Source organism: Candidatus Saccharibacteria bacterium, assembly GCA_017983775.1.
In the GTDB taxonomy this organism is placed as follows: domain Bacteria; phylum Patescibacteriota; class Saccharimonadia; order JAGOAT01; family JAGOAT01; genus JAGOAT01.
Window position 1 is genome coordinate 1 of the sequence record JAGOAT010000005.1, and the last position, 25087, is coordinate 25087.

Annotated in this window: 24 protein-coding genes and 1 tRNA gene; 22 read left to right on the forward strand and 3 right to left on the reverse strand. The window is 39.8% G+C overall.

Going from position 1 to position 25087, the window contains the following annotated elements; translation table 11 throughout:
• Positions 1-682 precede the first annotated feature (682 nt).
• Genes KA531_01015 through rpmB form a run of 5 tightly spaced genes read left to right on the forward strand, consistent with a single transcriptional unit; the run spans position 683 to position 8046 of the window.
• Positions 683-2215, forward strand: a complete 1533-nt coding sequence (locus KA531_01015) for a GAF domain-containing sensor histidine kinase (GenBank protein MBP6005468.1) — start codon at positions 683-685, stop codon at positions 2213-2215.
• Complete coding sequence (locus tag KA531_01020; protein ID MBP6005469.1) at positions 2212-4356, forward strand: hypothetical protein; 2145 nt, start codon at positions 2212-2214, stop codon at positions 4354-4356. The genes KA531_01015 and KA531_01020 overlap by 4 nt, the downstream gene beginning before the upstream one ends.
• Entirely contained in the window at positions 4349-6577 is a 2229-nt protein-coding gene (locus tag KA531_01025) for a hypothetical protein (GenBank protein MBP6005470.1), read from the forward strand. Before KA531_01020 ends, KA531_01025 begins: the two co-directional genes overlap by 8 nt.
• Before the next feature lie 34 nt (positions 6578-6611).
• Positions 6612-7784: a phosphoglycerate kinase gene (locus KA531_01030; protein ID MBP6005471.1), complete on the forward strand. Its 1173-nt coding sequence runs from the start codon at positions 6612-6614 to the stop codon at positions 7782-7784.
• A gap of 49 nt (positions 7785-7833) precedes the next feature.
• Entirely contained in the window at positions 7834-8046 is a 213-nt protein-coding gene (rpmB, locus tag KA531_01035; protein ID MBP6005472.1) for a 50S ribosomal protein L28, read from the forward strand.
• A gap of 293 nt (positions 8047-8339) precedes the next feature.
• On the opposite strand, the gene KA531_01040 is transcribed toward rpmB, so the two are convergent.
• A complete protein-coding gene (locus KA531_01040; protein MBP6005473.1) occupies positions 8340-8867 on the reverse strand; it encodes a hypothetical protein in 528 nt (175 codons plus the stop codon).
• A 155-nt stretch (positions 8868-9022) separates the two neighbouring features.
• Between KA531_01040 and KA531_01045 the strand changes: the two genes are divergently transcribed.
• From KA531_01045 to KA531_01090, 10 genes are all read left to right on the forward strand, one after another.
• Positions 9023-10462 (forward strand): G5 domain-containing protein, encoded by a 1440-nt coding sequence (locus KA531_01045; protein MBP6005474.1) that lies wholly within the window; start codon positions 9023-9025, stop codon positions 10460-10462.
• A complete protein-coding gene (rsmA, locus tag KA531_01050; protein MBP6005475.1) occupies positions 10463-11242 on the forward strand; it encodes a ribosomal RNA small subunit methyltransferase A in 780 nt (259 codons plus the stop codon).
• Between the two features lie 372 nt (positions 11243-11614).
• Positions 11615-12217, forward strand: a complete 603-nt coding sequence (locus KA531_01055; GenBank protein ID MBP6005476.1) for a site-2 protease family protein — start codon at positions 11615-11617, stop codon at positions 12215-12217.
• A gap of 188 nt (positions 12218-12405) precedes the next feature.
• Positions 12406-12481 (forward strand) — tRNA-Pro (locus KA531_01060).
• Positions 12482-12504: 23 nt separating this feature from the next.
• Positions 12505-13221, forward strand: a complete 717-nt coding sequence (locus KA531_01065; GenBank protein ID MBP6005477.1) for a hypothetical protein — start codon at positions 12505-12507, stop codon at positions 13219-13221.
• A gap of 257 nt (positions 13222-13478) precedes the next feature.
• Positions 13479-15182 (forward strand): VCBS repeat-containing protein, encoded by a 1704-nt coding sequence (locus KA531_01070; protein ID MBP6005478.1) that lies wholly within the window; start codon positions 13479-13481, stop codon positions 15180-15182.
• A 77-nt stretch (positions 15183-15259) separates the two neighbouring features.
• Positions 15260-15766, forward strand: a complete 507-nt coding sequence (locus KA531_01075) for a VIT1/CCC1 transporter family protein (GenBank protein MBP6005479.1) — start codon at positions 15260-15262, stop codon at positions 15764-15766.
• Positions 15767-15793: 27 nt separating this feature from the next.
• The gene (locus KA531_01080; protein ID MBP6005480.1) at positions 15794-16099 is read left to right on the forward strand and encodes an MscL family protein; all 306 of its coding nucleotides are present in this window, start codon (positions 15794-15796) and stop codon (positions 16097-16099) included.
• Between the two features lie 65 nt (positions 16100-16164).
• On the forward strand, positions 16165-16845 hold the full coding sequence (locus tag KA531_01085; protein ID MBP6005481.1) for a response regulator transcription factor: 681 nt from the start codon (positions 16165-16167) through the stop codon (positions 16843-16845).
• Positions 16838-17944 (forward strand): HAMP domain-containing histidine kinase, encoded by a 1107-nt coding sequence (locus KA531_01090; protein ID MBP6005482.1) that lies wholly within the window; start codon positions 16838-16840, stop codon positions 17942-17944. The genes KA531_01085 and KA531_01090 overlap by 8 nt, the downstream gene beginning before the upstream one ends.
• A gap of 46 nt (positions 17945-17990) precedes the next feature.
• On the opposite strand, the gene KA531_01095 is transcribed toward KA531_01090, so the two are convergent.
• Entirely contained in the window at positions 17991-18500 is a 510-nt protein-coding gene (locus KA531_01095) for a hypothetical protein (protein MBP6005483.1), read from the reverse strand.
• 370 nt (positions 18501-18870) lie between these two features.
• On the opposite strand from KA531_01095, the gene KA531_01100 reads away from it, so the two are divergent.
• The 4 genes from KA531_01100 (at position 18871) to KA531_01115 (ending at position 22819) form a co-directional block, all read left to right on the forward strand.
• Positions 18871-19356, forward strand: coding sequence for a hypothetical protein (locus KA531_01100; protein MBP6005484.1), 486 nt, complete (start codon positions 18871-18873; stop codon positions 19354-19356).
• Positions 19357-20051: 695 nt separating this feature from the next.
• Positions 20052-20480 (forward strand): hypothetical protein, encoded by a 429-nt coding sequence (locus tag KA531_01105; GenBank protein MBP6005485.1) that lies wholly within the window; start codon positions 20052-20054, stop codon positions 20478-20480.
• A 325-nt stretch (positions 20481-20805) separates the two neighbouring features.
• Positions 20806-22377, forward strand: coding sequence for a DUF2779 domain-containing protein (locus KA531_01110; protein ID MBP6005486.1), 1572 nt, complete (start codon positions 20806-20808; stop codon positions 22375-22377).
• A gap of 10 nt (positions 22378-22387) precedes the next feature.
• Entirely contained in the window at positions 22388-22819 is a 432-nt protein-coding gene (locus KA531_01115; GenBank protein MBP6005487.1) for an aldehyde dehydrogenase family protein, read from the forward strand.
• Here the strand turns inward: KA531_01115 and KA531_01120 are convergent.
• Positions 22803-23111 carry a divalent-cation tolerance protein CutA gene (locus tag KA531_01120; protein ID MBP6005488.1) on the reverse strand — a complete coding sequence of 103 codons (309 nt, stop codon included), beginning with the start codon at positions 23109-23111 and terminating at the stop codon, positions 22803-22805. The two genes, KA531_01115 and KA531_01120, sit on opposite strands and share 17 nt — an antisense overlap.
• Positions 23112-23167: 56 nt before the next feature.
• On the opposite strand from KA531_01120, the gene KA531_01125 reads away from it, so the two are divergent.
• From KA531_01125 to KA531_01135, 3 genes are all read left to right on the forward strand, one after another.
• Positions 23168-23437: a hypothetical protein gene (locus KA531_01125; GenBank protein MBP6005489.1), complete on the forward strand. Its 270-nt coding sequence runs from the start codon at positions 23168-23170 to the stop codon at positions 23435-23437.
• A gap of 8 nt (positions 23438-23445) precedes the next feature.
• Complete coding sequence (locus KA531_01130; protein MBP6005490.1) at positions 23446-23847, forward strand: hypothetical protein; 402 nt, start codon at positions 23446-23448, stop codon at positions 23845-23847.
• 416 nt (positions 23848-24263) lie between these two features.
• A complete protein-coding gene (locus KA531_01135; protein MBP6005491.1) occupies positions 24264-25085 on the forward strand; it encodes a hypothetical protein in 822 nt (273 codons plus the stop codon).
• Positions 25086-25087: the final 2 nt, after the last annotated feature.

The following is a 25087-nucleotide window of genomic DNA, read 5'->3' on the forward strand; positions in this document are numbered from 1 at the left end:
AATTATTATTTCTTTATTAAACATATTATTGGGGAGTTCTGCATATATTAGAAATCGTAAAAGTTCAAATTACATAGTATATTTTATATTTTCTATATTTACAGCATTTTGGATTGTCAGTAATTATTATACAGATTTTGCTAGTACTTTTGAGATAAAATACTTTGCTAATAAGATAGCATTCTTTTCGGCTCATATATCGGTCGTGTTAATTTGGGGATTTTCAAAGTTATTTATTGATGGTGTTTTATCAAGATTAGAGCGTATATTAATTTTTCTTTCATTTTTTATAAATGGCCTGATTATTTTTTCAGGTATAGTTATCCAAGGTGCCACGGTAGATGATACAGGATTTCATCCCAGACTTAGTAGCTGGTACATATTATATATAGGCTCTCTAATAATTTTTTTAGGTTTTTATTTTAAGAACCTTATTATTGGCTATAGGAATGCGGTAGGAAAAGATTATTTTTATAAAAAGAGTCAGATAAGATATATATTATATGGCTCATTAATATTTGCTTTTTTTTCAGTTATGACCAACGGTATACTACCAGCAATAACAGGAAACTGGGCATTATCTAAGATAGGTCCCTTATTCTCTATAGTTCTGGTTTCAAGTATCAGCTACAGTATTGCTAAGTACAAACTTTTTGATATAAAAGGATCAACCTTTAGGGCAATGATCTACTATCTATCACTATTCTTTGTAGTCTTGGGCTATGCAGCATTATTATTTGGCTCTACATTGATATTTTTCACAGTGGGCGGTGAGGTTACCAGGGTTCATCAAGTCACCTACATCCTCCTAGCAGTCCTCCTAGTATTTACCTTCCAGCCACTAAGAAACTTCTTTGAAAAGTTAACTAATCATTTGTTCTTTAGAGATAGATATGATGCTCAAGCTTTGATTGCTAGACTGGGAGATATCTATTCTTCCAATTACAAGCTTGTTCCAATCTCTACCAAGACCTTACTAGAAATCTACAAGACTATCAAAATAGAGAGAGGCAATATCATCGTATTCGATCAGGATTACAAAGAATATTTCAGAGCAAACCAAAACTTTATGAAGCCAGGTAAGCTAGAATTCCGAGCTTCATCAGATACTATTCAAGACTTTCAGCAACTATTTGGTACAGATACATATGTCTATGATGAGTTGCTCGAAGGTAAGAAGAAGTTCTTTATGCAACACCACGGCATCAGCCTAATATTTCCCTTAATCAACAACAAGAAGCTCAATGGCTACTTATTGATATCTAGTAAGAGAAGTGGAGATATCTACAATAGCCTAGATGTTTCTACTCTAAGCATTATCTCCAACGACCTAGCAATTGCTTTAGACAACGCCTTGTCTGTTGCAAAGATAGAAGACTTCAATGCCACCCTCCAACACAGAGTCAAATCCGCTACAGAAAAACTCCGCACTGCCAACAAGAATCTAAGAGCCCTGGATAAAGCCAAGGATGAGTTCCTGTCTATGGCCTCTCACCAGTTAAAGACTCCAATCACCACTATCCGTGGCTATAGCGACCTGTTTATCACCGGAGAACTAGGTAAGGCTACCCCAGATCAAACAATGGCCGCTAGAAGAATCATGACCACTGTTGGCAATATGGACTCTACTATCAATGATCTACTCAATGTCTCTAGAATATCCCAAGATAGATTCTTCATCCAGAGAGAAGAAGTAGACCTCAAAGAACTAATTGAGCTAGAGCTAGAAAATCTAATCTCTACAATCGAAGACAAAGGACTCAAGCTCATGACAGACTTAGATCCGATTCCAACTCAGGATCTAGACAAAGCTAAAATCCGTCAAGCAGTAATGAATCTAATTGATAATGCTATCTACTATACCCAAGAAGGATCAATCAAGGTTATCCTTAAGCTTCTAAGCAGAAGCGAATTAAAAGCAATCATCAAAGACCAGGATATCAGCTCTACTCCAGATTTTTCAGGAGACCCAGAAGACAGGCTCTATCCAGTATTCCAAGTAACAGATACTGGTATTGGTGTACCCCCTGACAAACAATCCAAGCTCTTTAGTAAATTCTATCGTGCAGACAATGCCCAAAGAACCAGGAGTGATGGTACTGGTCTAGGTATCTATCTAGTCAAGAGAGTAGTGGAAGATCATGGAGGAGGAATATTCTTCTCATCCCCAATCAATAACAACAAGGGCTCAACCTTTGGGTGGTGGGTGAGGTGAATCAGATAGTCATAACCTCAATCATCCCAGTTCTGATCCTCTTTGTTTTTGGTGGATTGGTATTCAAGCGTGGGATGAATCGCAGGCTTTCGCATTGGTTTTTATTCTTTGCATTGACGGGCGGACTTTGGCAGGTTGCTACATTGGTAGCAAGCCTGTTTATAAGCGATCAGATCACAATTTTTGCCAATCGTTTGACATTTGTTTTTGGGTTTTTATCAATTATCGCATTTTATGGAATGAGCCGAGCTTACCTGGGTGAAATCAAACCCTTCAGTAGATTAGGCAAGTTGAGGCTTTGGATCTTTGCAGTAGTTTACTCAGTAATTCTATTGACAGATCAAGTAGTCGAGGGTTACCAGAATCAAAATGGTTTCTTGGTCGATCAACGAGGAAGGTTTTATTGGAGCTTTGTGATTATTCTATTTGCAGTCTTAATTCCTTCGGTCAAAAACCTAATAAGAGCAATGGACACAGTAGAGAATGTTAAGAAGATTCAGATCAAGGTGATGCTGACGACTTATGCGCTGGGAATCACACTGGTAGTCTTGACCAATTTAGTGCTACCAAGTTTTGTTAGTGAGGGATGGGTTAGTCAGATTGGATTATTTGTAATGGCTGGGATGGTAATAGTCAATTCTTATGTGATACTAAGAAATAAGATTTTTGATCTCAAGCTAATTTTTAGTCAGTCATTCGCATTTACTCTGGCAGTCCTGGTACTAGCTCTAATTTATAGCTTCTTTGCCAGTTATTACTTAGGCGGATTAATAGGGCTGGATCACAAGCTGACTTCAGTCGAACGCTTGGCTTTTATTCCAATTATTATTATTTTAGCAATACTTTTTCAGCCTATGCTCAAATTGTTTGAGAGGGCTACTTATAAATGGTTTTATCAATATCATTATTACCCTAGTCAACTGATTAGTGAAGTCAGTCGGATACTCGCTAGAGATCTGAAGATTGAGGAAATGATTAAGGACACGGCCAAGATCATTGTATCAGGAATGGGTATTGATAATATTCAAGTGATAGTCTATGAGCATAATCGGATTGCTTTTAGCTATGCTACTGATTATAAGATATTTAATACTAAGAACTGGCACTATCTCAAAGATGAGGTAATATTTGTCGATCATATACTTGATACGGCTACATTGTATCAGCTTAAGAGCCAAGGAGCAGAGTTGATTTTTCCAATGATTCTCAAGGGTAAGCTGATTGGGCATATCATTCTCGGTCGTAAAAAGGGCGGGGATATTTATACAGATGGTGATTATCAGACTATAGAAATCGTTGCTGGAGACTTGGCGATTGCCCTAGATAATGCCAAGGTTAATTATCGTCTGAAAGATACACTGGAGAAATTGAGAGCACTAGATAAGAGTAAGGATGAGTTCATTTCAATTGCTTCTCATCAGCTTCGTACACCCCTCACTACAATTCGAGGTTATAGTGAGATGTTGGCAGATCAAGAGTTTGGCAAAATTAGCCTAGAGCAAAAAAATATTTTAAACCAAATCAATCAAGCTGGTCAGAATATGAATCAATTATTAGAAGATTTGCTAGCTACCTCACGTCTGGCTCAGGGCAGATTGGTAATCAATAAGACTGAGTTTGATTTTGCCAACCTCGTCAGGGAGGAGTATCACTATAGACAAAATTCTCTGAAAAAAGATTTGGAATTGAAGCTGGATCTGCCTGACTCCATCGAGCTATTTGCTGATCAAGGAAAGCTCAGACAGGTAGTTATCAATTTGATCGATAATGCTATTCAATATACAGATCGAGGTAGTATTTTGGTTCGAGCTGAAGTAATCAGTGGTAGCAAGGTCATCAAGATGCCAGTGCATGGGTCTGATAATATTGCTCCCAGGCGTAAATACTTAAGCTTTCAGGTGATAGATACTGGGATCGGAGTCCCAATTAGTAAACAAAAACAATTATTTAGTAAATTTTATCGTGCAAGCAATGCTAAGATTATTAGACCCGATGGTAACGGCTTGGGTGTTTATTTGGTTCGTGAAATCGCTAGAATTCATCATGGCAATGTGATCTTTCAATCGCCAGTGGAATTGAACCAGGGTTCAGTTTTTGGGATTTGGATACCATATACTAGTAGTAGAGGTAACAATGGATAACTATACAATATTGAGCGGACTAGCAATCTTGACAGTTGGAGTGATTGGCCTAATTATCCTACTACGTAATTACCACAATCAAGCTATTCAGTGGTATGCACTTTCCAATCTCAGCTCAATTGTTTGGTTGATAGCAACATACATTAGCGACTATGGTTATAGCTATGACCTGAAGTTATTTGGTCATCGTCTTGGCTATAGCTTTAGCTATATGATAGTAGGCTCAGTCTTTGGTCTTGCTACTGTCTTCATGCGTCAGAAGTTTAGTAATTATCAATCTTATTTATTGATTGCTGTATCGGGAATAATGGCCTTTGTGACATTGGTCTCAAATAATATTATTAGCGATGTGGATATTACCACTGCACCCAGTAAGCCAATAGTAGGTGATTGGTATTTTCTCTATATAATCACTTTTGTTACTTTGATTCTTTATACTGCAATAGCTTTTCTTATCGCTTATAGACAGGTAGACATTTACCAGAAGAGTCAGATCAAGTTGATTGCTATTGGTCTGATTGTGATTATCAATGCTGGCGTGATCACCAATATTATTATGCCAGTAGCTTTTGGAATTAGTTGGAGTATTCGTTCTGCTCCATTATTATTAATTCTTTTTTCTGGGTTTAATACATTTGCAATCACTAGGCGGCATTTATTTGATATTAGGGCTACTTTAGCAAGATATTTTTTCTATATTGTGACCTTAATTAGTTTGGTAGTTCTTTATAGTGTTATTTTATTTATTGGAGTGGGTTTATTTTTTAAGAACAATCCAAACCTGACAATCCCTAGACTAGTCACCTACATCCTCCTAGCAGTCCTCCTAGTATTTACCTTCCAGCCACTAAGAAACTTCTTTGAAAAGTTAACTAATCATTTGTTCTTTAGAGATAGATATGATGCTCAAGCTTTGATTGCTAGACTGGGAGATATCTATTCTTCCAATTACAAGCTTGTTCCAATCTCTACCAAGACCTTACTAGAAATCTACAAGACTATCAAAATAGAGAGAGGCAATATCATCGTATTCGATCAGGATTACAAAGAATATTTCAGAGCAAACCAAAACTTTATGAAGCCAGGTAAGCTAGAATTCCGAGCTTCATCAGATACTATTCAAGACTTTCAGCAACTATTTGGTACAGATACATATGTCTATGATGAGTTGCTCGAAGGTAAGAAGAAGTTCTTTATGCAACACCACGGCATCAGCCTAATATTTCCCTTAATCAACAACAAGAAGCTCAATGGCTACTTATTGATATCTAGTAAGAGAAGTGGAGATATCTACAATAGCCTAGATGTTTCTACTCTAAGCATTATCTCCAACGACCTAGCAATTGCTTTAGACAACGCCTTGTCTGTTGCAAAGATAGAAGACTTCAATGCCACCCTCCAACACAGAGTCAAATCCGCTACAGAAAAACTCCGCACTGCCAACAAGAATCTAAGAGCCCTGGATAAAGCCAAGGATGAGTTCCTGTCTATGGCCTCTCACCAGTTAAAGACTCCAATCACCACTATCCGTGGCTATAGCGACCTGTTTATCACCGGAGAACTAGGTAAGGCTACCCCAGATCAAACAATGGCCGCTAGAAGAATCATGACCACTGTTGGCAATATGGACTCTACTATCAATGATCTACTCAATGTCTCTAGAATATCCCAAGATAGATTCTTCATCCAGAGAGAAGAAGTAGACCTCAAAGAACTAATTGAGCTAGAGCTAGAAAATCTAATCTCTACAATCGAAGACAAAGGACTCAAGCTCATGACAGACTTAGATCCGATTCCAACTCAGGATCTAGACAAAGCTAAAATCCGTCAAGCAGTAATGAATCTAATTGATAATGCTATCTACTATACCCAAGAAGGATCAATCAAGGTTATCCTTAAGCTTCTAAGCAGAAGCGAATTAAAAGCAATCATCAAAGACCAGGATATCAGCTCTACTCCAGATTTTTCAGGAGACCCAGAAGACAGGCTCTATCCAGTATTCCAAGTAACAGATACTGGTATTGGTGTACCCCCTGACAAACAATCCAAGCTCTTTAGTAAATTCTATCGTGCAGACAATGCCCAAAGAACCAGGAGTGATGGTACTGGTCTAGGTATCTATCTAGTCAAGAGAGTAGTGGAAGATCATGGAGGAGGAATATTCTTCTCATCCCCAATCAATAACAACAAGGGCTCAACCTTTGGGTGGTGGGTGAGGTGATAACAATCTAATAATTATGGAGGTAAGCAATAAAATGACAAAAGGTGATTCAGTAATAATGATCAGGGGGGACTATAATGTTCCACTCCTTGAGGGCAGGATAATCGATGACTATCGTTTGGTGAGAGGGCTTGATACTATCAAGCAAGCTTTGAAGAGGACAAATAGGCTGATTTTGGCTAGTCATCTAGGGAGGCCAAAATCTATTGATGACAAGCAATATAGTCTTATGCCAGTAGCAAAAGGTCTTAGTAGATTACTAGGTAGAGAAGTAGTGCTATTAAATCAGTTTGAATTGGATTTGGATATGAAAGCAGAAGACATCTGGGCGCAAGGCTCAATAGTGATGCTTGAAAATCTCAGGTTCGATCCACGCGAGAAGGCTAACGACCCAGCTTATATTACAGAGATATTACGCAGTATAGGACTAAACAATCAAGATCTTGGGTCACTAATCTATATTAACGATGCTTTTGCGGTTGCCCACCGGGCTGATAGTAGTGTTGAGGCAGGGATAAGAAAGTTTGAGCTTGAAAGAGGGGAGTTGATGACAGCTGAAATTAGTGAAATACAGAAGCTTCTTGGAGAGGTAGAAAGACCTTATGTGGCAGTGATCGGTGGAGCAAAAGTTTCTGATAAGCTTCAGGTCTTAGAGAGTTTATTGACAAAGGTAGACACCTTGATTATTGGTGGGGCAATGGCCAATACTTTCTTGCTGGCCTCAGGTCATCAGGTAGGTAATAGTCTAGTTGAGCCAGAATTATGTTCAGAGGCTATTCGAATCAGCCAGAGAGCAAATGATTTGGGCGTAAAGCTGTTTTTACCATTTGATGTAGTAACCGCCAAACAGATAGGGCCAAATATCCAACATACCAATAAAGGGATATACTCAGTAAATTCCCAGGATATCATTCTAGACATTGGCAAACAGTCAGTTCAGGCTTGGACTAAGATAATCTCTGAGGCACATACAATATTCTGGAATGGAGATCTGGGGATGGCTGAAATTCGGGCATACAGTAAAGCGAGTGAACAGATAGCTCAAGCAATTGCGAACTCAGAGGCCTACAGTTTAGTCGGGGGCGGAGATACAGTTAGCCTGGTGCGCAAATTGAGGTTGGATAGTCAGTTCAGCTTTATCTCGACTGGTGGTGGGGCTAGTCTGGCACTGGTCTCTGGTCAGCCGATGCCTGGATTGGTAAAATAATCGACTTGATATTGTGCTTGGCCAGTAGATATGCTATACTTACCGAGTTATGTATAAATGCGATATCACTGGCAAAGGCAAAATGTATGGGCATAATGTTTCTCATTCCCAGCGTAAGACCAAAAGAGTATTCAAGCCAAATCTCCAGAAGAAAACTATCATCATCGATGGTCAAAAGGTTCGCCTGAAACTGGCAGCCTCAACTATCCGAACCCTCAACAAGCTTGAGAAGCAAAAAGTTGCCGCTCAAGCCAAAGATTAGTTACTGATATACGGGTTGGTTTTCCGTCATTCTTTAGGATGATGCCCTCTCTATTATCTTTCAAATTTTCGCAACCTCCACTGCATCATCATTCATAATCCCCATCCCCAACTCTATCATATTCCAAAGTCCTGCAGGGATTTATGGGATATCCAGCATTCCGTATTATCCTAATTCACTAGAGAGATGGATCCCCCGTAAACCCTTCCGGGTTCGGAGGATGACAAGATAGGGGAGGAGGGGTTTCGAAATATCATGAGGCAGGTTTGAATTTCAGAGGATGGCAGGACAGATCAACCCAGATAGTATTGGGTAGTCTCTGATTCGAGGTCTTTTTTGCTAATCTTTAACTTTGATTTATCTAGTATTTCGGTTTGGCTAACTTCTTTCTTGAATACAGCCTTTTTGTCCGAATCATCACCATAGGCAACCACAATTGTTGGCTCAACCATCTTTATCAGCTTATCTATATCATCAAAGCTTGCATTATCTAAGTTTATTACCAGTACATTGACTTGATCCAGTTGATCAAATTGTTTCTCGCTGGGAGTTTGGTCATAATCAGCGAGCCATAGACAATGAATAAAACCATGCTCTAGAGTGTAGGCAGTGTGACTTGGATCAAGATAGATCCCGTCAATCATAATACTATTTATCTCATACTCACCAGGAGAATCTAGTGCCAATCCCTTGTATATGGTTGGGTCTGAAACTGGGGTAGTAGATAGGGTGACTTGAGATTTTTGGTCTCGATGATTTAGGGCAATTTGAGACTTGTTGATTACTAGGCTGACTTGATCGTTGTCGATGATTATATCCATAACTACAGTTTACACTATCACTGTCTATTGACCAAATAAGTTATTCTAGTTAGAATTGGATATATCAACGAGTATTAAGTTGTGAGGGTAAGATTTTAGTATCAGATATTAGTCCCAGGTCAAAGTCTAAGAGAATTAATCCATCTAGTTCACGTTTGCTTTATAGTAATTCCAATCGTCGCAAAGCTCCTCACTCTAGCCAGGACTTGGGGCTGAAAAATACTGTATCCAAATCAGTCTATTCCGGAGTGCCAGTAACTAGTAGTCAAGGGGTCAAATCTAAACAAATACAGAGTAATAAAGCTAAGACTTCAAACTATCAAGACAAAACAACAAAGGAGCAGAAACCCAGGTCTAATATCAAGCAAACCAGTCTACTGGATAGGCTGAGATTTTCTTTGCAGAAATATAGACTACTGTTTGTTGGACTGACTACTGTGGCGATGGTTGGTCTTGTGGTGCAATATGCTAGTTTTGATTTGCAAGGTACAAATCAGAATCGGATTATTAGATTGAATGAAGGAGGAACAACCAAGACTATGATTAGCTCAGCCAATACTGTAGGAGCAGCCTTGGATGAACTCAAAGTGCCAATTGCCGAGGGGGATTACATTAGCCCTAGTCCTTATACAGAAATTCAGCCAGGCGTGACAGATGTAGTAATTCACAAGGCCCTGCCTGTTAAGATCTATGATAATGGTAAGTTTGCTCAGGTGATCAATACTGGGTTAAGTCAACCGCGAGAAATTGCAGCCAGTGCTGGTATAGTAGTGTTTGAAGAAGATCAAGTCAGATTAACTGGGGCTGAAGATCCTGTACAGGATGGAATAATCGGTCAGAAGTTGGATATTGATCGAGCAGATCCTATCTATCTCAATTTGGCGGGAGAAGACATTGTTATGAGATACTTTTTTGATCAAAATTCCTCAAGTATTAGTGTGGCAGATTTATTGAATAGTAATCATATAGAACTAGAGCCAGATGATCAAATATCAGTCGATCCTCAGGTTAAGATTCAGCCAGGGATGAAGATTAAAATCAGTAGATATAGTCAAGACAAGTCAGAGGAGTTGATAGAGATTGATTATGGCGAAGAAGTGATTTATGAACATAGCAAGCCTGTTGGCTGGGAGGAAACTAGAGTAGAGGGCAAAAAGGGCAAGAAATTGATAATCTATCAAGATACTATTTTGGATGGTCAGGTCACTGATAGACAAGTAGTATCAGAAGAGGTCTTGGTCGAGCCTACGAGTAAAGTAGTAGTCAAGGGTACATATACTACGTATTCAGGATCTGTAGAGTACTGGAGGCCATATGTCGAACAAGCCGCCAGCAAATATGGTGCAGACGCTACCCAGCTGATGCGAGTGATGTATTGTGAAAGCAAGGGGGACGCTAGCAACTACAATGGACGCAGTAGTGGACTAACACCTGATCAAGCAATGGCTGCCAATCGTGCTATCGGTCTATTTCAATATCTGCCTACTACCTGGTATGGCAATGGTGGAGGAGATATCTGGGATGGTCAACAGCAAATCGAAATGGCAGCAAGGATGTTTGCCAATGGTCAGGCTTGGCAGTGGGAGTGCAAGTAAATTATTAAAGTCAAAGCCAATAAAGATCTCGGTCAGCATTTCCTAACTGATCAAACCTGCTTACAGCAAATAATCAATCTAGCCGACATCAGTCAATCAGATACAGTTTTAGAGATTGGTGCTGGTACTGGCCTGTTAACACAGTTGATTTCAGAGCGTGCAAACAAGGTAATAGCTCTAGAGATTGATTCAAGAATGTTACCAATCCTAGGAAGGATCAAGGGTGTTGAGGTCGTTCATCAGGATATAAGAGAGTTTGATTTATCCAGCTTATCGACTGGGTATCGGGTGGTTGCTAACTTGCCGTATTACATGACTAGTTTTGTGATTAGGAAATTGCTTGAATCAAGCAACCCATCTAGTGATATCTTGATATTAATTCAGAGGGAAGTTGCACAACGTATAGTAGCACCTATCGGGGATAAGTCAATTTTGGCTATTATGGTTGAATATTGGGCAGATGCGGAGGTTTTATTAGACATTGCACCAGAGAAGTTTAGTCCACCACCAAAGGTTCATTCAAGTTTGATTAGGATTAGACCAATCAAAAAGAGGATTCAGGACTTGGACTATCAAGACTTGATGAAATTAGTTCGGGCTGGGTTTTTGCAAAAGCGCAAAAAGCTCAAGAACTCACTATCTGTAGGTCTCGGACAATCAGCAGAAACAATAGAGCTATGGCTTGAGCGAGCAAAAATAGATGGGAATAAAAGAGCTCAACAATTAGATATTGAGGATTGGGGTAGATTATTAAGGTACCAAAAGGAAAACACCCCCTAGAATCTCAATTGAGACCCTAGGGGGTGTTATAGTTGATATTTTTCATCAAGACTATCAGGTCTCGATGAGAGAGGTTGCACCCCTTGCCGGCTGTGCAGGTGAGGCAAGGGGTGCCGCGAGATGAGCTCAACCAAAGGTGTGGGTTGTACACCTTTGGGAGCACCTTTCTCGCTGCCGAGTCCTGGGAGGTAAGACTCGGCAGATGGGTGCTTGATCTCTGCTTTTATTAGTATCTTATTATCTTGAAGAAGATGCGAAGACGCTATAATGCCCCACTTGTCCTTATGGGGGGCAGCCCGAGAGCAAGCTGGATAAATATTTTCCTATATTAAGATTGAAATGTCAACCCCAAAGTGTGCTATAATTTGACGTATGCTACTAGCCTATCTAATCATGTTGCCAATTGCGATTACTGTTCATGAGTTTATGCATGCATTTACTGGTTATAAGCTCGGTGATCCTACAGCTGAGAGGGAAGGAAGATTGACCTTAGACCCTCGTAAGCATATTGATCCGGTGATGACTATTCTTTTACCACTACTTTTGATACTGAGTGGCTCGCCAGTAGTTTTCGGGGCTGCTAGGCCAGTACCATTTAATCCTTATCTTGTCAGAGGAGGCAAGAAGGGAGCCGCCCTAGTTGCTTTGGCAGGCCCTTTGACCAATCTTGCACTTGCTCTAGTGGTCGGGTTATACTTGAGGGTTTTACCTTTTGATGTTCCGACGGTTAGGACTATCCTCGAAAATTTCGTGATGCTCAATCTGGGATTTTTTGCCTTCAATATGATTCCATTCCCACCCCTAGACGGCTCTAGAGTACTCTACGCATTTTTGCCAGATTCCTTGAGGGATTTAATGGATAGAATTGAAAAATTCGGGATGATGGGTATCTTTATATTCTTGTTTTTACTCTATCCCCTGGTGAGACCTGTATTAAGTCAAGTCATTATCAGTTTATACAACTTGATAGTCTGAGCTTAGCAGGGTAAGATACAGTTAGGCTCTATTTTCTTAGATAGGGTGGTATAAATCCTGAACAATATTGTTCTAGGGAAACCTATATTGGGCAGTTCTGAGGAATTGTTTCTGCGGATTCCCACCTGGTATGCACCAGGTTTTATATCAGCCTAAGGATCTAGAGCCTTTTTGTAGGGGGATAGATTCAGGGTGTGGCGCAGTTGGTAGCGCGCTGGGCTGGGGGTCCAGAGGCCGCGGGTTCAAGTCCCGCCTCCCTGACCACGAAAAAGAAAAGGAGAGATTTAGTGAATAAAAAATATGTAGGTTTAGTCGTGGGGTTAGTAGCGGTTATTGGGTTTGGAATTGGCTTTGGATTGGCTTATAATCTCAACAATAATACAGGTGACCAGGAGTCGGAATCTCTAAATGAGGTTACCCAAGTTGCAGATGATGATAACAGTACTATATTAGAAGCAGAACCAGCAGAAGATATTTATTATACTGCCAGATTAGAGAAGTCTGGCTTAGCGTTTGATTACCCAGAAGAAGGTTGGGATATTGTCAATGATTATGATTCAGTTTCGGGCTCCGATTACTATTGGCATGAAGCCTATCTGGCCAGACAGACAGAGGGCTTAGAGTTAAGCTTAATTAGTAGCTCGCCACAGGTCGGTGGGGGCTGTGACCCTACAGAAGTAAAAGATTACCAGTTTAGTCAAGTTGGGGATTCTAGTCTCCTCGACATAGATGGTGGAGAGATTTATGTCGCTGAGATTACCAATAGTGACGATTACTGGCAATTAGCTTTAGTATCGGTTTCAAGGTATCGTCCTGGCTCTCTTCATCAGAGTTGTCCAAATACTTTCTTCCCAGAGATTGTATTTTACAATTTTCCAAATATTACTGGAGAGAACAAGCCATCAGCACTGATGATCAATAGTAGTAAAGAGGAGATCTTAGTTCCTTCTAAGACTGTTCGTAATCAGGCTATTAAGATTTTAGAGAGCTTAAGATTAGAGTAAGGTTGTCTGTCAACCTCCCCAAATCACAAACACCCTGTCTATTCTCTAAGTCTGCTTGACTTCCCCCTGATTAATTAACTTAAGATACACAGTCTGATGGACTCATTTTGAGTGAGGCATGAATACGTTTAGGATTGTCGTTGTACATAATAATGTTATATAGTACCGGTCTTTACACTAATTGGCTTGGGGTTGCGTTTGGGTGAGATATCATAGATAATAATGCTTGTACAAACTAGGCATAAGAGGGAAATAGAATGCAAAAATTAAATCAAAGATACAAATTATTAGTAATATTAGCTGGCTTGGGTTGGTTCGCTACCTCTGGAAGTTTAGCTTTTGCCTATCCATTGCAGCTTCATACCAACTACAATGATCCTGCAAATGGAGATAAACATTTGCAGGAACTAGTCGATATAGACTTGGATGGCAGATTGGATCTAGTAGTTAGCACAGGAGAGTATCCGGGCTTTACAGTCTCTTATGGTAATGGTGATGGATCTTTCCAGCCACCTATAGGATTCGAATCCAGTGGCTATAGCGTAGGGATTGACACTGGAGACCTCAATGGCGATGGTTATCCAGATGTTGCTGTAGTAGATGCAAATGTTTTTATGGTTTCGGTATTTATCAATGATGGCTCTGGGGGGTTCTTGCCTGCAGTTAATTATTCAGCACCAGGATCGGGAGGGAACAAGATCACTAGCTCTCGTGTGGAGATTGCAGAGCTGGATGGAATGGGAGGGTTGGATTTGGCTGTAACTTCAATCAATCAGGACATTTATTATTTGTTCTCGAATCCATTAGCAGACGGTGTACTAAGTACACCAATTAGCTTCTATACCCAAAAAATGCCAATCGATATCAAGAGTGGTGATTTTGATCAAGATGGTGACAATGATCTAGTCTATTCTAATAGTGGTAGTAGTACAGTATCAGTAGACATCAATAATGGTTCAGGTGTGTTTACCAATTCTTTAAGCTTTAGTATGCCAAAGTCTATGCCTGTTGATCTAACTGTTGGAGATTATAACAATGATGGATACCCTGATTTTGCCGTATCAGATATAGCAAACCAAGTGTTGTATGTATATACAAATCTGGCCAATGGTAACTTTAGCCCCCAGACAGTGATGGCTGGATCGAGCCTCTACCAATTAGCAAGTGGAGACCTTGATGGAGATGGCTGGATTGATATTGTTGGTGCAGGTTCAAGTACAGATCAGTTACAGGTTTATATCAATAATCAAGCTGGTGGATTTAACTCTCCATCTGATAACTACCCAATGACTGGAGCTTTTGGGGTAGCACTAGGTGATATCAATGGTGATTGTACACTAGATACAACTACTGCTGGCCATAGTCCTGAGGTCAATGTTTATCTGGGTGCTGCTGCGCCAGGCCTTTTGGTGGTTGGTAACCCTTGCGGAGCTGATTATTTGACAGAGGTATCTGAACAGGGACCAACAGCCCAGAGTGTCAGTTTTGTTTTGTCTGGAAGTCCCAATCAGCCAGTTATTGTTAACTGTAGTATTGATCAACCAGGCCAAGTTGATATTGGTGATAGCTTGATGAGTTTTACACTATCACCAAAAGACCCCTACAGACCAATGACAATTGATTTCACTGCCATAGACGATTTAGAGATTGATGGTGATCAGGTGGTGCATATAAACTGTGTGACTAGTTCTGGTGATCCAGATTTTGATGGCTTAGTGATGGGTGCGGAGATAAGGGTAATCGATAATGATGGCGAAGAAACTCCAGTCGATCCGCCTGTCAATAACCCAACCCCAGAGGGTGATTCCAAAGTATCTAGCTTGGCACCTGCTGGTTTACGTTTATTAAAGGTATTTAGTGTCTTGGGCTTTGGATCAGCTATCTCTGTAAGTCTATTGAAGATATATTCCCGTCGTTCTGATGCTTCTGACGCAACAATAAGCTTTGATGATCTGCATTAGGATAATAAATACGGTGCCATTATATTATGTCCAGAAATTATTATCTACACCAAGGGTGAGTTATTAGAGAGTATAAGATGTTTAGTAAGCTAACAAAAAAACTCGGAAATTCAGAAACATTTAGGACACTGATATTTGGATTAGAAGATGGGTTGGTGTCAACAGGTGGAGTGATTATCGGGGTTAGCGCAGGGGTCAATCAAAAAAGGATTATCTTACTAGCCGGATTGGTGACGATTGCAGTAGAGGCCTTGTCAATGGCCGCAGGTGAATATCTGTCCCAGAAATCTTCCCAACAAATGAAGAAACAGGTAGATCAAAAACACTTATTAGAAAGTGCTGCTGTGATGTATCTTTCATATGCCATGGCAGGATTAGTACCACTCAGTGCATTTCTGTTCTTTCCTGTCAGCACTGCCAGATTTGTAGCAATCATCTCCAGCTTGACTGTTTTGTTCATGATTGGCTTTATCAAAGGGAAGATTCTTGAGCTCGATTCACTAAAAAGCGGCTTAGAATTTCTGTTGGTAGGTGGAACTGCTACCTTGGTAGGTATAGTTGTAGGATTGGCTTTTGGAGTCTAATAAAGTATTAAATAATAAGGAGTAAATATGAATGGGTTTGTAAAGTTTTTAAGAGAACAAGGAGTTGTAGGGCTGGCAGTTGGATTTATTCTAGGGGGAGCAGTCTCCAAAGTAGTATCAGCTCTAGTGACTGATATTATCAATCCGATAGTCGGGGCTTTACTCGGTCAGATGAACTTGGCTGAAAGAAGTTGGGTGATTGGGGATGGTGGAGTTAAGATTATGTGGGGGGACTTTGTCTCAGTTGGACTTGATTTTATAATTGTTGCTGCGGTTGTTTATTTTGGCGTTAAGGGACTTGGATTAGATAAACTAGATAAGAAATCTGAGTAACTATCATCAAGCCAGAATAAGGCTTGATTCATAGAATATTCACTTTTCTGAGCTAGGATAGATATATGGCGCAGAAGGTACTATTAGTCGAAGATGAGATTGGTATAGCTGAGATAGTTTCTGATTATCTTGTTCGGGCGGGATATCAAGTAGTAGGGGCTTGTGATGGTATTGAGGCTTTGCAGAAGTTTGATCAAGTAATTGGCTTGGTGATACTAGATATTAACTTGCCAAAGTTATCTGGATGGGAAGTTTGTCAGAGAATTAGGCAGGAGTCTATAGTGCCAATTGTAGTATTGACAGCTCGACAACCTAGTCAAGATGAACTCAGAGGTTTTGAATTGGGCGCAGATGATTATATCCGTAAACCTTTTGATCCAAAGGTATTGCTGGCTAGGATTGGCCGATTTTTATCAAATAAAAAAGGTGGTCAAATATTGCTATCTGGTGACATTAGTTTGGATTTGGGTAGCTTGATTCTCAAGAAGAATGGACAGAAGGTCAATCTAACAGTCGCTCAAATCGATATCCTGGAGGTTTTGATTGGTAATCAAGGGCAAGTTATTAGTAGGCAACGCTTGATTGACGAGGGCTACAAAGGCGACCAATTTGCAGATATTTTTGATCGAACTATAGATGCTCATATCAAAAATATCCGCAAGGCATTGGGTGATGATCCAAGGCAACCAAAGTACATTGAGACAATCCGGGGCAAAGGTTATCGTTGGGTAAAAGCTGATGTTTAGAAAGCTCTTTGGGACTATGGGCTCAAGAATAGTCTTGCTAGTAATCACAACAGCCCTGATGACAGCAACCTTGTCCTCATTGTTCTTGAATTGGCAGATAAGCAGTAGGTTTGATAGCTTCATAGGTCGTCAGTCTGATGAGTTTGGTTCCGAACTTAAGAGATCTAGACCAATGGTCGAGCCTTTTATTTATAAGGTTAGTGATGAGCTCAGACAAAGTTTTTTGTCAGATATCAATCAAGTGATCTTTTTGGCACTTCTTATTACTTTGCCACCTGCTGTCTTGATCGCTTTATTGATCAGTGACAAATATTTGTTTCAAGCTAGAAGAATTCGCAAAGGGCTAGAAGATGTTCGAGCCGGGAAACTAGCTAGGCTCAAGTTTGATAGTGGGATTATTGAAATTGGAGATTTGGTCAAGGCCTTCAATGGCGCAATAGAGGCTTTAGAAAGGGTAGAAAAATTGAGAGATGACTTGATCGGAGATGTTAGCCATGAAATTGCTACCCCTTTGACCAAGCTCAAGGTTCAGATTGCGGCAATTCAGGATGGGCTTTATAGTCCGGATAAGAAAAGGATTGCTAGATTAGCTGAGGATGTAGATTATTTAGATTTTTTGATTAATAGGTTGAGATACTATAGTGAGCTTAAATCTGTCAATCATGTTGATAAAAAGGACATAAATTTGCTTGGTTTTTTAGAAAATATTACCCAAGGATACCTTGATCTTGAGGTTGAATTCATTGTAGATAAGGAGTTGGTAATTCAAGCCGACAGTAATTACCTTAGAGAAATAATTGAAAACCTAGTAAGCAATGCTAATAAGTACGCTGATCCAAGGAAGCTCAAGATATTTGCAGATAGGAATTCGATTCAGTTTCAGGATTTTGGGCCAGGCATTGATCAGGCTGATTTGCCATATATCTTTGAGAGACTTTATCGAGTCGAAAAATCGCGCAATCGCCAGACTGGTGGCATGGGGTTAGGTCTGGCAATCGTCCAAACCTTGGTCGAGGCGCATGGTTGGAGAATTTTGGTTGATAGTGACGATAAGGGAACTGTGTTTACAATTGACTTGCTTCGGTTGAGTAGGGAGTAGTGCTTTTTGATGCTTGATAGCCCAGAAACTCCAATACATTTTTTAACTATTCATCCAAGACCGCCTTCATGACAGTATCAAATGATGGAGGCTGGTCACCGGTAAGTTCATTTTTCATATTTTGTAATTTATCAGTGTAGGGTATAATAATTTCCCCGTATATTTTCTTACCATCAGGATCCCAGGCTATGCTTTTAGCATCTCTTGTATGATAAAACTGTATATTAATATTATTAATTATATAGTCTAGAAACCGACTAACTCGACCTGGCTTGTAAGCATACCGCCTTTCGATCGTATTGTTGTATTGCTCAATCAGAGCAAAAAAAGGCTTTAACTCACTAGATACTTGTTCATCTGTCATATCTGGGTGGGTTATCCTTAAGGCATATGTAACCTTGAGTTTTTCAGTATGAGTGGTAGGGTCACTAGATGATTCAGGGTTATCAAAGGTGAATAGATTTGGTTTATTGTTGTGGTTATCCTCAGTGTTACCCTTACTGTAGGGAATGCATGAGTCCTCTAGTATTTCTGAGATTTTGTCTCCTCTAGTCATAAGGTTTTTTTGGAGTTAATTATGAAGTTAAACTAAGTTGTGAAGGCAGGAATTGTCTGTATTGTTCTCCAAGACCTGCGAAATCAAGCTTATTGGATGGGTGTTGGAAACAATTGGCTGGAAGCTCAACCCTGGCGTGAGCTATTGATATGGGTAGTGGTTTACTATTATTAAGGCCAAGAGGTCTAGGATATACTAATAAAGATAGGGCTGCTAATCCCATGTCGTTTTCTGTTGACAACCGATTCATAATAGATTCATAATAGCAGAATATCATAGGTATAGACAAGTAAAGCAACTGGGCTTACCAGATATTTATAATATGCTTGTCCAGCAATTAAGTCAATAATGAATAAGGAGAGTTATATCTATGTTAAAGAAGAGTTTAGTCTTAGGGGCAGTTGGATTGATTGGAGCAACAACGATTGGAGCAACTACAGTCAGTGCCCACTTTGGTGGAGATGGAGGAAGAGTCAGTGATAGTGATTTGGAGACCCAGTTCAATCTTACTCAAGATCAAGTAAATCAAATGCATACTGAGATGCAAGCAGCTATTAAGGAGGCTAGAGATAAAGTTCGTCAGAATTATATCTCTGATGATGACTGGAATGCCTATCAAGCTGAGCGCCAGCAAGAGTTTCTCGACAGTGATCGTGGCCAAGAATTGAAAACTAAGCTGGAAGAGTATGGGATTGGTACGGATCAATTCTTTGCAGCCAAAGAAGATGGTACGCTCAAGGACTTACTTGAGTCCAAAGGCGTAGAAGAGGGAGATCTGATGATGGGTAAACATGGTAGTCGACATGGAGGCCCAGGGAGGAGCATGGGAGATATGGAAGGAGGACCTGCTTTATAGAAATAAGAGATATTACAAATCACAACCTCACCAATTATTCAAAACTAGCCCCTAGGGGCTAGTTTCGGTATTTGAATGGATTCGCAATAAACTCAAAAGTTGTTTGTAGAGCACACCCCCTAAGTCATCAATCCAAATCCTGAAAAATCTCATCTCATCATCTTCCAAAGCTTCAGCCTCAACCCCCTTATCTTTTAAACCCCCAATTCACTACGTTATCTTACAAAATCCTGCAATCTTCATCTCGTCATCTTCGGGTTGCCCGAAGGGCAAGACCCGAGATCCAGCATTCCGTATTATCCTAATTTGCTAGAAAGGTGGATGCCCCGTAAGCTCTTCGAGCTTCGGAGGATGATGATACAAGGGAGGGTCGGAGGATGACTGTTACTTTTGTACTTATAGCCCACAAAAAACAAAACCTGTACTCTACTGTATTTTACCGTACATAACTGTCACTCTATGGATATGATTTGTCACAATAACAACAATGCTAGACCCACAATCTATCACTCCAAGCGAACAGGTTTTGTTTAGGGCGGTTATATTCTCTTACCGATTTTTTGGATCTTCAAGGGCTTGGTTCGAGGATGGCCGAAGGACATACTCTACAGATAATGGTTTATTTGGAAACAAATCTCTTATGCTATACTATAGGCTATAGGGGTCAAAGTATAATAGTTTATTTGGAGGATAAAATGCAAAAAAAAGGTTTGGGTAGTCTGATGTTTGTGATGATACTAGTTTTGCTGGTTGGGGTTGTATTCGTCTTGGGCAATTTTGGTAAATTCTTTGGTGGGAGCCAGAGAGATCATCGGGTCAAGGGAGAAGTTGTAGATGTCGCAGATCAATTCGTAGACTTAATAAGCCAAAAAGAAAATGAGAAAGCAAGAGAAATGCTATCCGAGCAAGCGGGCAAAGCAATGCCCAATCAAACATTGTTTGATGCAAGGATCAGTGCTGTCCCTGTAGATTGGGAATTTATCAATAGTACAGAGTTGAATGATCATGCAAGTATAGTCGGTCAGGCCAAGTTTGAAGGAGACCAATCTGGTGAGATGGTGATAACTCTATCAAAGGTCAATGATAAGTGGCTGGTTGAGAACTTTGCAATTACGCTAAAATAGCTCAACGAATATAGCATTAGAGCCTTACCGAGATTCATCCGAAAGATGGATCCCCCGTAAGCTCTTCGAGCTTCGGAGGATGACGATACAAGGGAGGGTCGGAGGATGACAATAAAGAGCCTCCGGACAATCGGAGGATGACAAGACGGGGGAGGATTGCGGAGGATGACAAAAAGAAGGGTCGGGTTCCAAAGGTGGCAGAAGAAGGTTAGAGAAGGCTTGGATGGTGGTAAGAAATGGGTGAGGCCTTTGGAGGGATAAAAATAATAAGGTAGAGAGGGGCATTATTTTGGTCATAGGATAGGTTTGCTATATGATATAGGTAATGGCTTATATTATTTCCAAGTCTGATTATATGCTCTGGCTCAAACATCCAGCTTGGCTCTGGCTCAAGAAGCATCGTCCTAAATCATTACCACCAATTGACCAAAATACCCAAGCCCTATTTGATGCAGGGCATCTTTTTGAGGAATATGCAGAAGAACTATTTGATAATCCGATTAAGCTAGGGTTCAATTCCTATCATGAATATTTAAGTTTACCTGATCGGACTAAGTTGGCATTGGAGAATCCAGATAAGGTGATTTTGCAAGGAAGGATTGAAGTAGAACAATTGACTTGTATTTTTGATGTATTGGAGCCAAACAATTTCGGTCAATATAATCTCTATGAGATCAAGTCGAGTACTCAACCCAAGCAAGAACACTATCAAGATCTGGCTTTTCAGAAACAAGTTCTTGAGAGTAAGGGGATAATGATTGATAAGATTTTTATCATTCATCTCAACAGTTTTTTTGTCAGGAAGCGAGAAAAGATTGATCCTAAGAAGTTAACCAAGGTCGTCGAAGTTACAGATCAGGTAGCTAAGCTTGGCCAGTCTACCATTGACAATATCCAATTGGCCAGACAAACGATTAATATATCAGAGGCTCCGAGTTTGTCACCCGCCAATGCTAGCAAGCAAGGGCTAAGGGACTGGTTGGATATTTATAAATATCTCAATCCAGATCTATCAGAGGATAGTATCTACAATTTGTATGGTATTAGTTTGGAGCAGATACAGTCAGCTGAAAGTTCGGGCGTGACTAAGATTAAAGATCTTGATCCATCTAAACTGATTCGATCTAAACAACGACAACAATATCAAGCTAGCCAACAGGTTGATCCGGTGATTAATCTTGATAAGATCAAAGATTTTTTGGAGCAAATAGTTTTTCCGCTTTATTTCTTGGATTATGAGACTATGGGCTCAATCATCCCTATTCTGAATGGCACTAAACCTTATCAACAGATACCCTTCCAGTATTCGTTAGATGTTTTAGAATCAAAATCAAGCGAATTCAAGCATTATCACTACCTACATACCGAGAATACCAATCCTAGCAGTGAGCTGAGTCAATCACTGCTGTCAGAGATTGGGTCAAGTGGGACAATTCTTGCTTGGAATATGGGCTTTGAGCAAAAGTGCAATCAGACCTTGGCCAAACTTAGTCCAGATCACGAGCTAGATTTATTGAATCTAAACCCTAGATTTATTGATCTGATGCAACCATTTATGGAGGGTTGGTACATTGATAAAAGGTTTATGGGCAGTGCTTCGATCAAAAAGGTTTTGCCAGTTATTGTACCAGATCTCTCTTATCAGGAGCTTGAGATTAATCAAGGAGCTAGTGCCCAGAGAGTTTGGATGGAGACGGTACTTGAAGAAAAACATCAGGAAAAGCGAGAAGAGATATTTTCAGATCTAATCAAATATTGTAATCTTGATACATTTGCAATGGTTGAAATCTATCGATTTTTGGTTGATCTTGTAAAGGCTGAGAACAATACTAAGCTCAATCAAGACACGAAACCAGCCAGAAGTAGGTCTGCTACTATTCAAGGTAGTTTATTTTGAGCTTATCCTGATGAGTTTAGATTTTACCAAGGTAGACTCAGTTCAGAATATGGAGTTGATGATCAAAAGATGTATTATCCAATCACCTATTGACCCTGGCCAATATCAGATAAAGTACAGAAGATTTATTTTGATGTCAGATTTGTATCAAGATTTTCTTGCTCGGCTCAAGCAGAGATTGATTGAGCTAGACTACGGCAATCTCAGGGATAGGACTAGAAAGGTAGAGGTTTTGAGCTGCCAAGAAGCACTTAATCAGATAGATCACAAGGTCAAATCGAGCATTGATCAGGGAGCTAAAATTTTAATGGGGGGTCAAAGGATGATTGGATTTGATCAATATTATCTACCGACAATTCTATATGATGTTACTTCTGAGATGACTTGCTGGGATCAGGAGATTCTAGGTCCTGTGATGGTGGTAGCTAAAGGCTCTCTCTGATCCAATCAAGTAGCTTGAGATTATTCTTGTCGATCAGACTAGCTGTCAGGTTGGGTATTTTGTAGCTGTGGTTTTCAATTACGATTTGTTCTATTGCACCAAATCTATTACTTACAGAAAGCATCTCAAGTTTGATTTCTGGTTTATATTGAATCGAATCATTTATGTAATAGTAAGATTGTACGGTATATTTTTGGGCAGAAGCAATTAAGTCTTGCTCGAGTAGGAGCTTGATAATCTGGTTTGCTTGATTGTCATCACCACAAAGTAGGCGGATTAGGATAGGCTGCATAGGTGTATTATATCAGCAACATGCTTAATAAAAAAATTTCTGTTATAATTAATTCAATGGAAGGGGTAAATACTGAGATTAGCAATGTTCCATTGGAGCCACCTGTAAATCGACATGGATTTTTATTACCTGCTGTCATGAAAGAAGAGTACATCTTTGAGCATAGGCGTACCCGGTGTATTATGTGTATTGATGGATGTAGGCTTAATAGGCATCATCTGTATTGGCCAGAATTTAAAAAAAGAATAATAAGAAAACTTTGGTTGTTCGGGGAGAAACTATTCAAATTCCAGATTATAGAGGAGATGCATTGTATGGGTCTTTGAGGAGAGAGATGGATAATATAGTGACTGTTTGCGTACCCTGGCATAATAGTCTTCATAAATTTCAGCAACCACCAACCGAATTACCAGATAGGGACTCAATACGTACATTTCTTGAGCAGGCTCATTTTTTTAGAGAGGTAGAATCTAGATGTCGTATTTTAGATAGAACACCAGTGAGCCAGCGTGGGGTAATTAATGATGAAACTAAGGCTAAACTTAATCAAGAGTCTGATCTTATCACAGGTCTATTGGAAGATTTTCCAAATAATAATGAGATAGTAATCCCCCGGGAAGGCTATTGGTGTTCCAGGGTTGATGACGAAAAAGCTCCAGAGGTCTTTAATCCTGATAATTTACGAAATATGTTGTATGCAAGAGTTGATTCGACCAGTAGACTTATCAATATTTAGATAAAATATACGATCTTTAAGATAGATCTTTGTCCAGTAAAAATCTAGTATGATCTAATCCCCGAATTAATAGAAGATTGCAGCAGAGGGGATGACGTCTCTACGTCATATTCCAAAATCCCGCCAGGATTTATGGGATATTCGGTATTTTGCATCAAAAGACTATCCAGATGTTAGTAGAAGGGGATGACAAGACAAGAGGGTTGGAGGATGATGAAGAAAGAGCCCTTGATGCACAAAGCAGGACAAGATAAGTATGGCGTCTGGAGGTTAGGGCAGGAATACGTCATGGTAGGCTCCTTTCCTAATTATTTAATAGTAACTACAGTTTAGGACGCCTACCATTTATGTTGCAAAGGTGGTGGATGATTACGTAGGTATTGCAATATCTTATATAATATGATATTGTAAATACTGTGAAAGACAATCCAGAAAATGTAGAAAAAGATAACTGGTTAGATCAAAAGAGAGGTTATTTAAAAGCAAAAAATGAAGCTACACCTCATCTATTGCCTGAGGCAAGGTTATCTCAGGGATTTGGATCATTTTTATCACGCTTAGCTAGGGCTGGCCTAGAATCATTTTGTTATACAGCTGGAACAATTGGGCAAGAGTTTGATCAGATGAAGCCTATGGGGGTAGATCTCACAGAACCATCTCTGATGCTTTTATATATGGCAGAATCTATAGAAAGGCAACGTCAGATGGACCGTTTAGCAAGACATTATCCATATTTATATTCTTGGATGAAGCGAAAAGAAAAAGATGAAGGCATTGGAAAGCAGTTAGGCAGTCAAGTGAAATCTACAGGGACTTATAATGGATTATTGAATATCAAAAATGATAACCAAAAAGCATTAAGGGCTTTAGAACCAATTGCCTATGAGGAGCTTACAAAGCTACGAATTGGGCGGGGTTATTCATTGCTAGCACTGCCTACCGATAATATTGGTCAAGAATCTTTAGCCATACGTATCGGTGCTAAAATAGATTATATATTGGCAGTAATGGCACAAATGAAAGTAATACCTAGTTTTGAAAGATTGGTTTCTAGTTTTGGGTTAACCCATGATGCAGTTACGAGAATTTTAGAAGAATATGAGAATCATAATCCAAAAACTGGGAATTTTTACCTTCAGGATGCAATACGTAGGTGGGGTCAGTTGAGAGAAGGTGGCCCAACCATCAGTCCTGACAGGTTAGTACTCTATCCACCAGAAAGACGTATTAATTCCTAAGA

What these genes read in the sequence shown, in the direction of transcription:
- KA531_01080 (MBP6005480.1), top strand. Translation starts at nt 15,794, where the DNA reads ATGAATGGGTTTGTAAAGTTTTTAAGAGAACAAGGAGTTGTAGGGCTG.
- rpmB (MBP6005472.1), top strand. Translation starts at nt 7,834, where the DNA reads ATGTATAAATGCGATATCACTGGCAAAGGCAAAATGTATGGGCATAAT.
- KA531_01115 (MBP6005487.1), top strand. Translation starts at nt 22,388, where the DNA reads ATGAGTTTAGATTTTACCAAGGTAGACTCAGTTCAGAATATGGAGTTG.
- KA531_01125 (MBP6005489.1), top strand. Translation starts at nt 23,168, where the DNA reads ATGGAAGGGGTAAATACTGAGATTAGCAATGTTCCATTGGAGCCACCT.
- KA531_01015 (MBP6005468.1), top strand. Translation starts at nt 683, where the DNA reads ATGATCTACTATCTATCACTATTCTTTGTAGTCTTGGGCTATGCAGCA.
- KA531_01025 (MBP6005470.1), top strand. Translation starts at nt 4,349, where the DNA reads ATGGATAACTATACAATATTGAGCGGACTAGCAATCTTGACAGTTGGA.
- KA531_01090 (MBP6005482.1), top strand. Translation starts at nt 16,838, where the DNA reads ATGTTTAGAAAGCTCTTTGGGACTATGGGCTCAAGAATAGTCTTGCTA.
- KA531_01120 (MBP6005488.1), bottom strand. Translation starts at nt 23,111, where the DNA reads ATGCAGCCTATCCTAATCCGCCTACTTTGTGGTGATGACAATCAAGCA.
- KA531_01130 (MBP6005490.1), top strand. Translation starts at nt 23,446, where the DNA reads ATGGATAATATAGTGACTGTTTGCGTACCCTGGCATAATAGTCTTCAT.
- KA531_01100 (MBP6005484.1), top strand. Translation starts at nt 18,871, where the DNA reads ATGTTAAAGAAGAGTTTAGTCTTAGGGGCAGTTGGATTGATTGGAGCA.
- KA531_01085 (MBP6005481.1), top strand. Translation starts at nt 16,165, where the DNA reads ATGGCGCAGAAGGTACTATTAGTCGAAGATGAGATTGGTATAGCTGAG.
- KA531_01095 (MBP6005483.1), bottom strand. Translation starts at nt 18,500, where the DNA reads ATGACTAGAGGAGACAAAATCTCAGAAATACTAGAGGACTCATGCATT.
- KA531_01070 (MBP6005478.1), top strand. Translation starts at nt 13,479, where the DNA reads ATGCAAAAATTAAATCAAAGATACAAATTATTAGTAATATTAGCTGGC.
- KA531_01110 (MBP6005486.1), top strand. Translation starts at nt 20,806, where the DNA reads ATGGCTTATATTATTTCCAAGTCTGATTATATGCTCTGGCTCAAACAT.
- KA531_01055 (MBP6005476.1), top strand. Translation starts at nt 11,615, where the DNA reads ATGCTACTAGCCTATCTAATCATGTTGCCAATTGCGATTACTGTTCAT.
- KA531_01075 (MBP6005479.1), top strand. Translation starts at nt 15,260, where the DNA reads ATGTTTAGTAAGCTAACAAAAAAACTCGGAAATTCAGAAACATTTAGG.
- KA531_01040 (MBP6005473.1), bottom strand. Translation starts at nt 8,867, where the DNA reads ATGGATATAATCATCGACAACGATCAAGTCAGCCTAGTAATCAACAAG.
- KA531_01030 (MBP6005471.1), top strand. Translation starts at nt 6,612, where the DNA reads ATGACAAAAGGTGATTCAGTAATAATGATCAGGGGGGACTATAATGTT.
- KA531_01105 (MBP6005485.1), top strand. Translation starts at nt 20,052, where the DNA reads ATGCAAAAAAAAGGTTTGGGTAGTCTGATGTTTGTGATGATACTAGTT.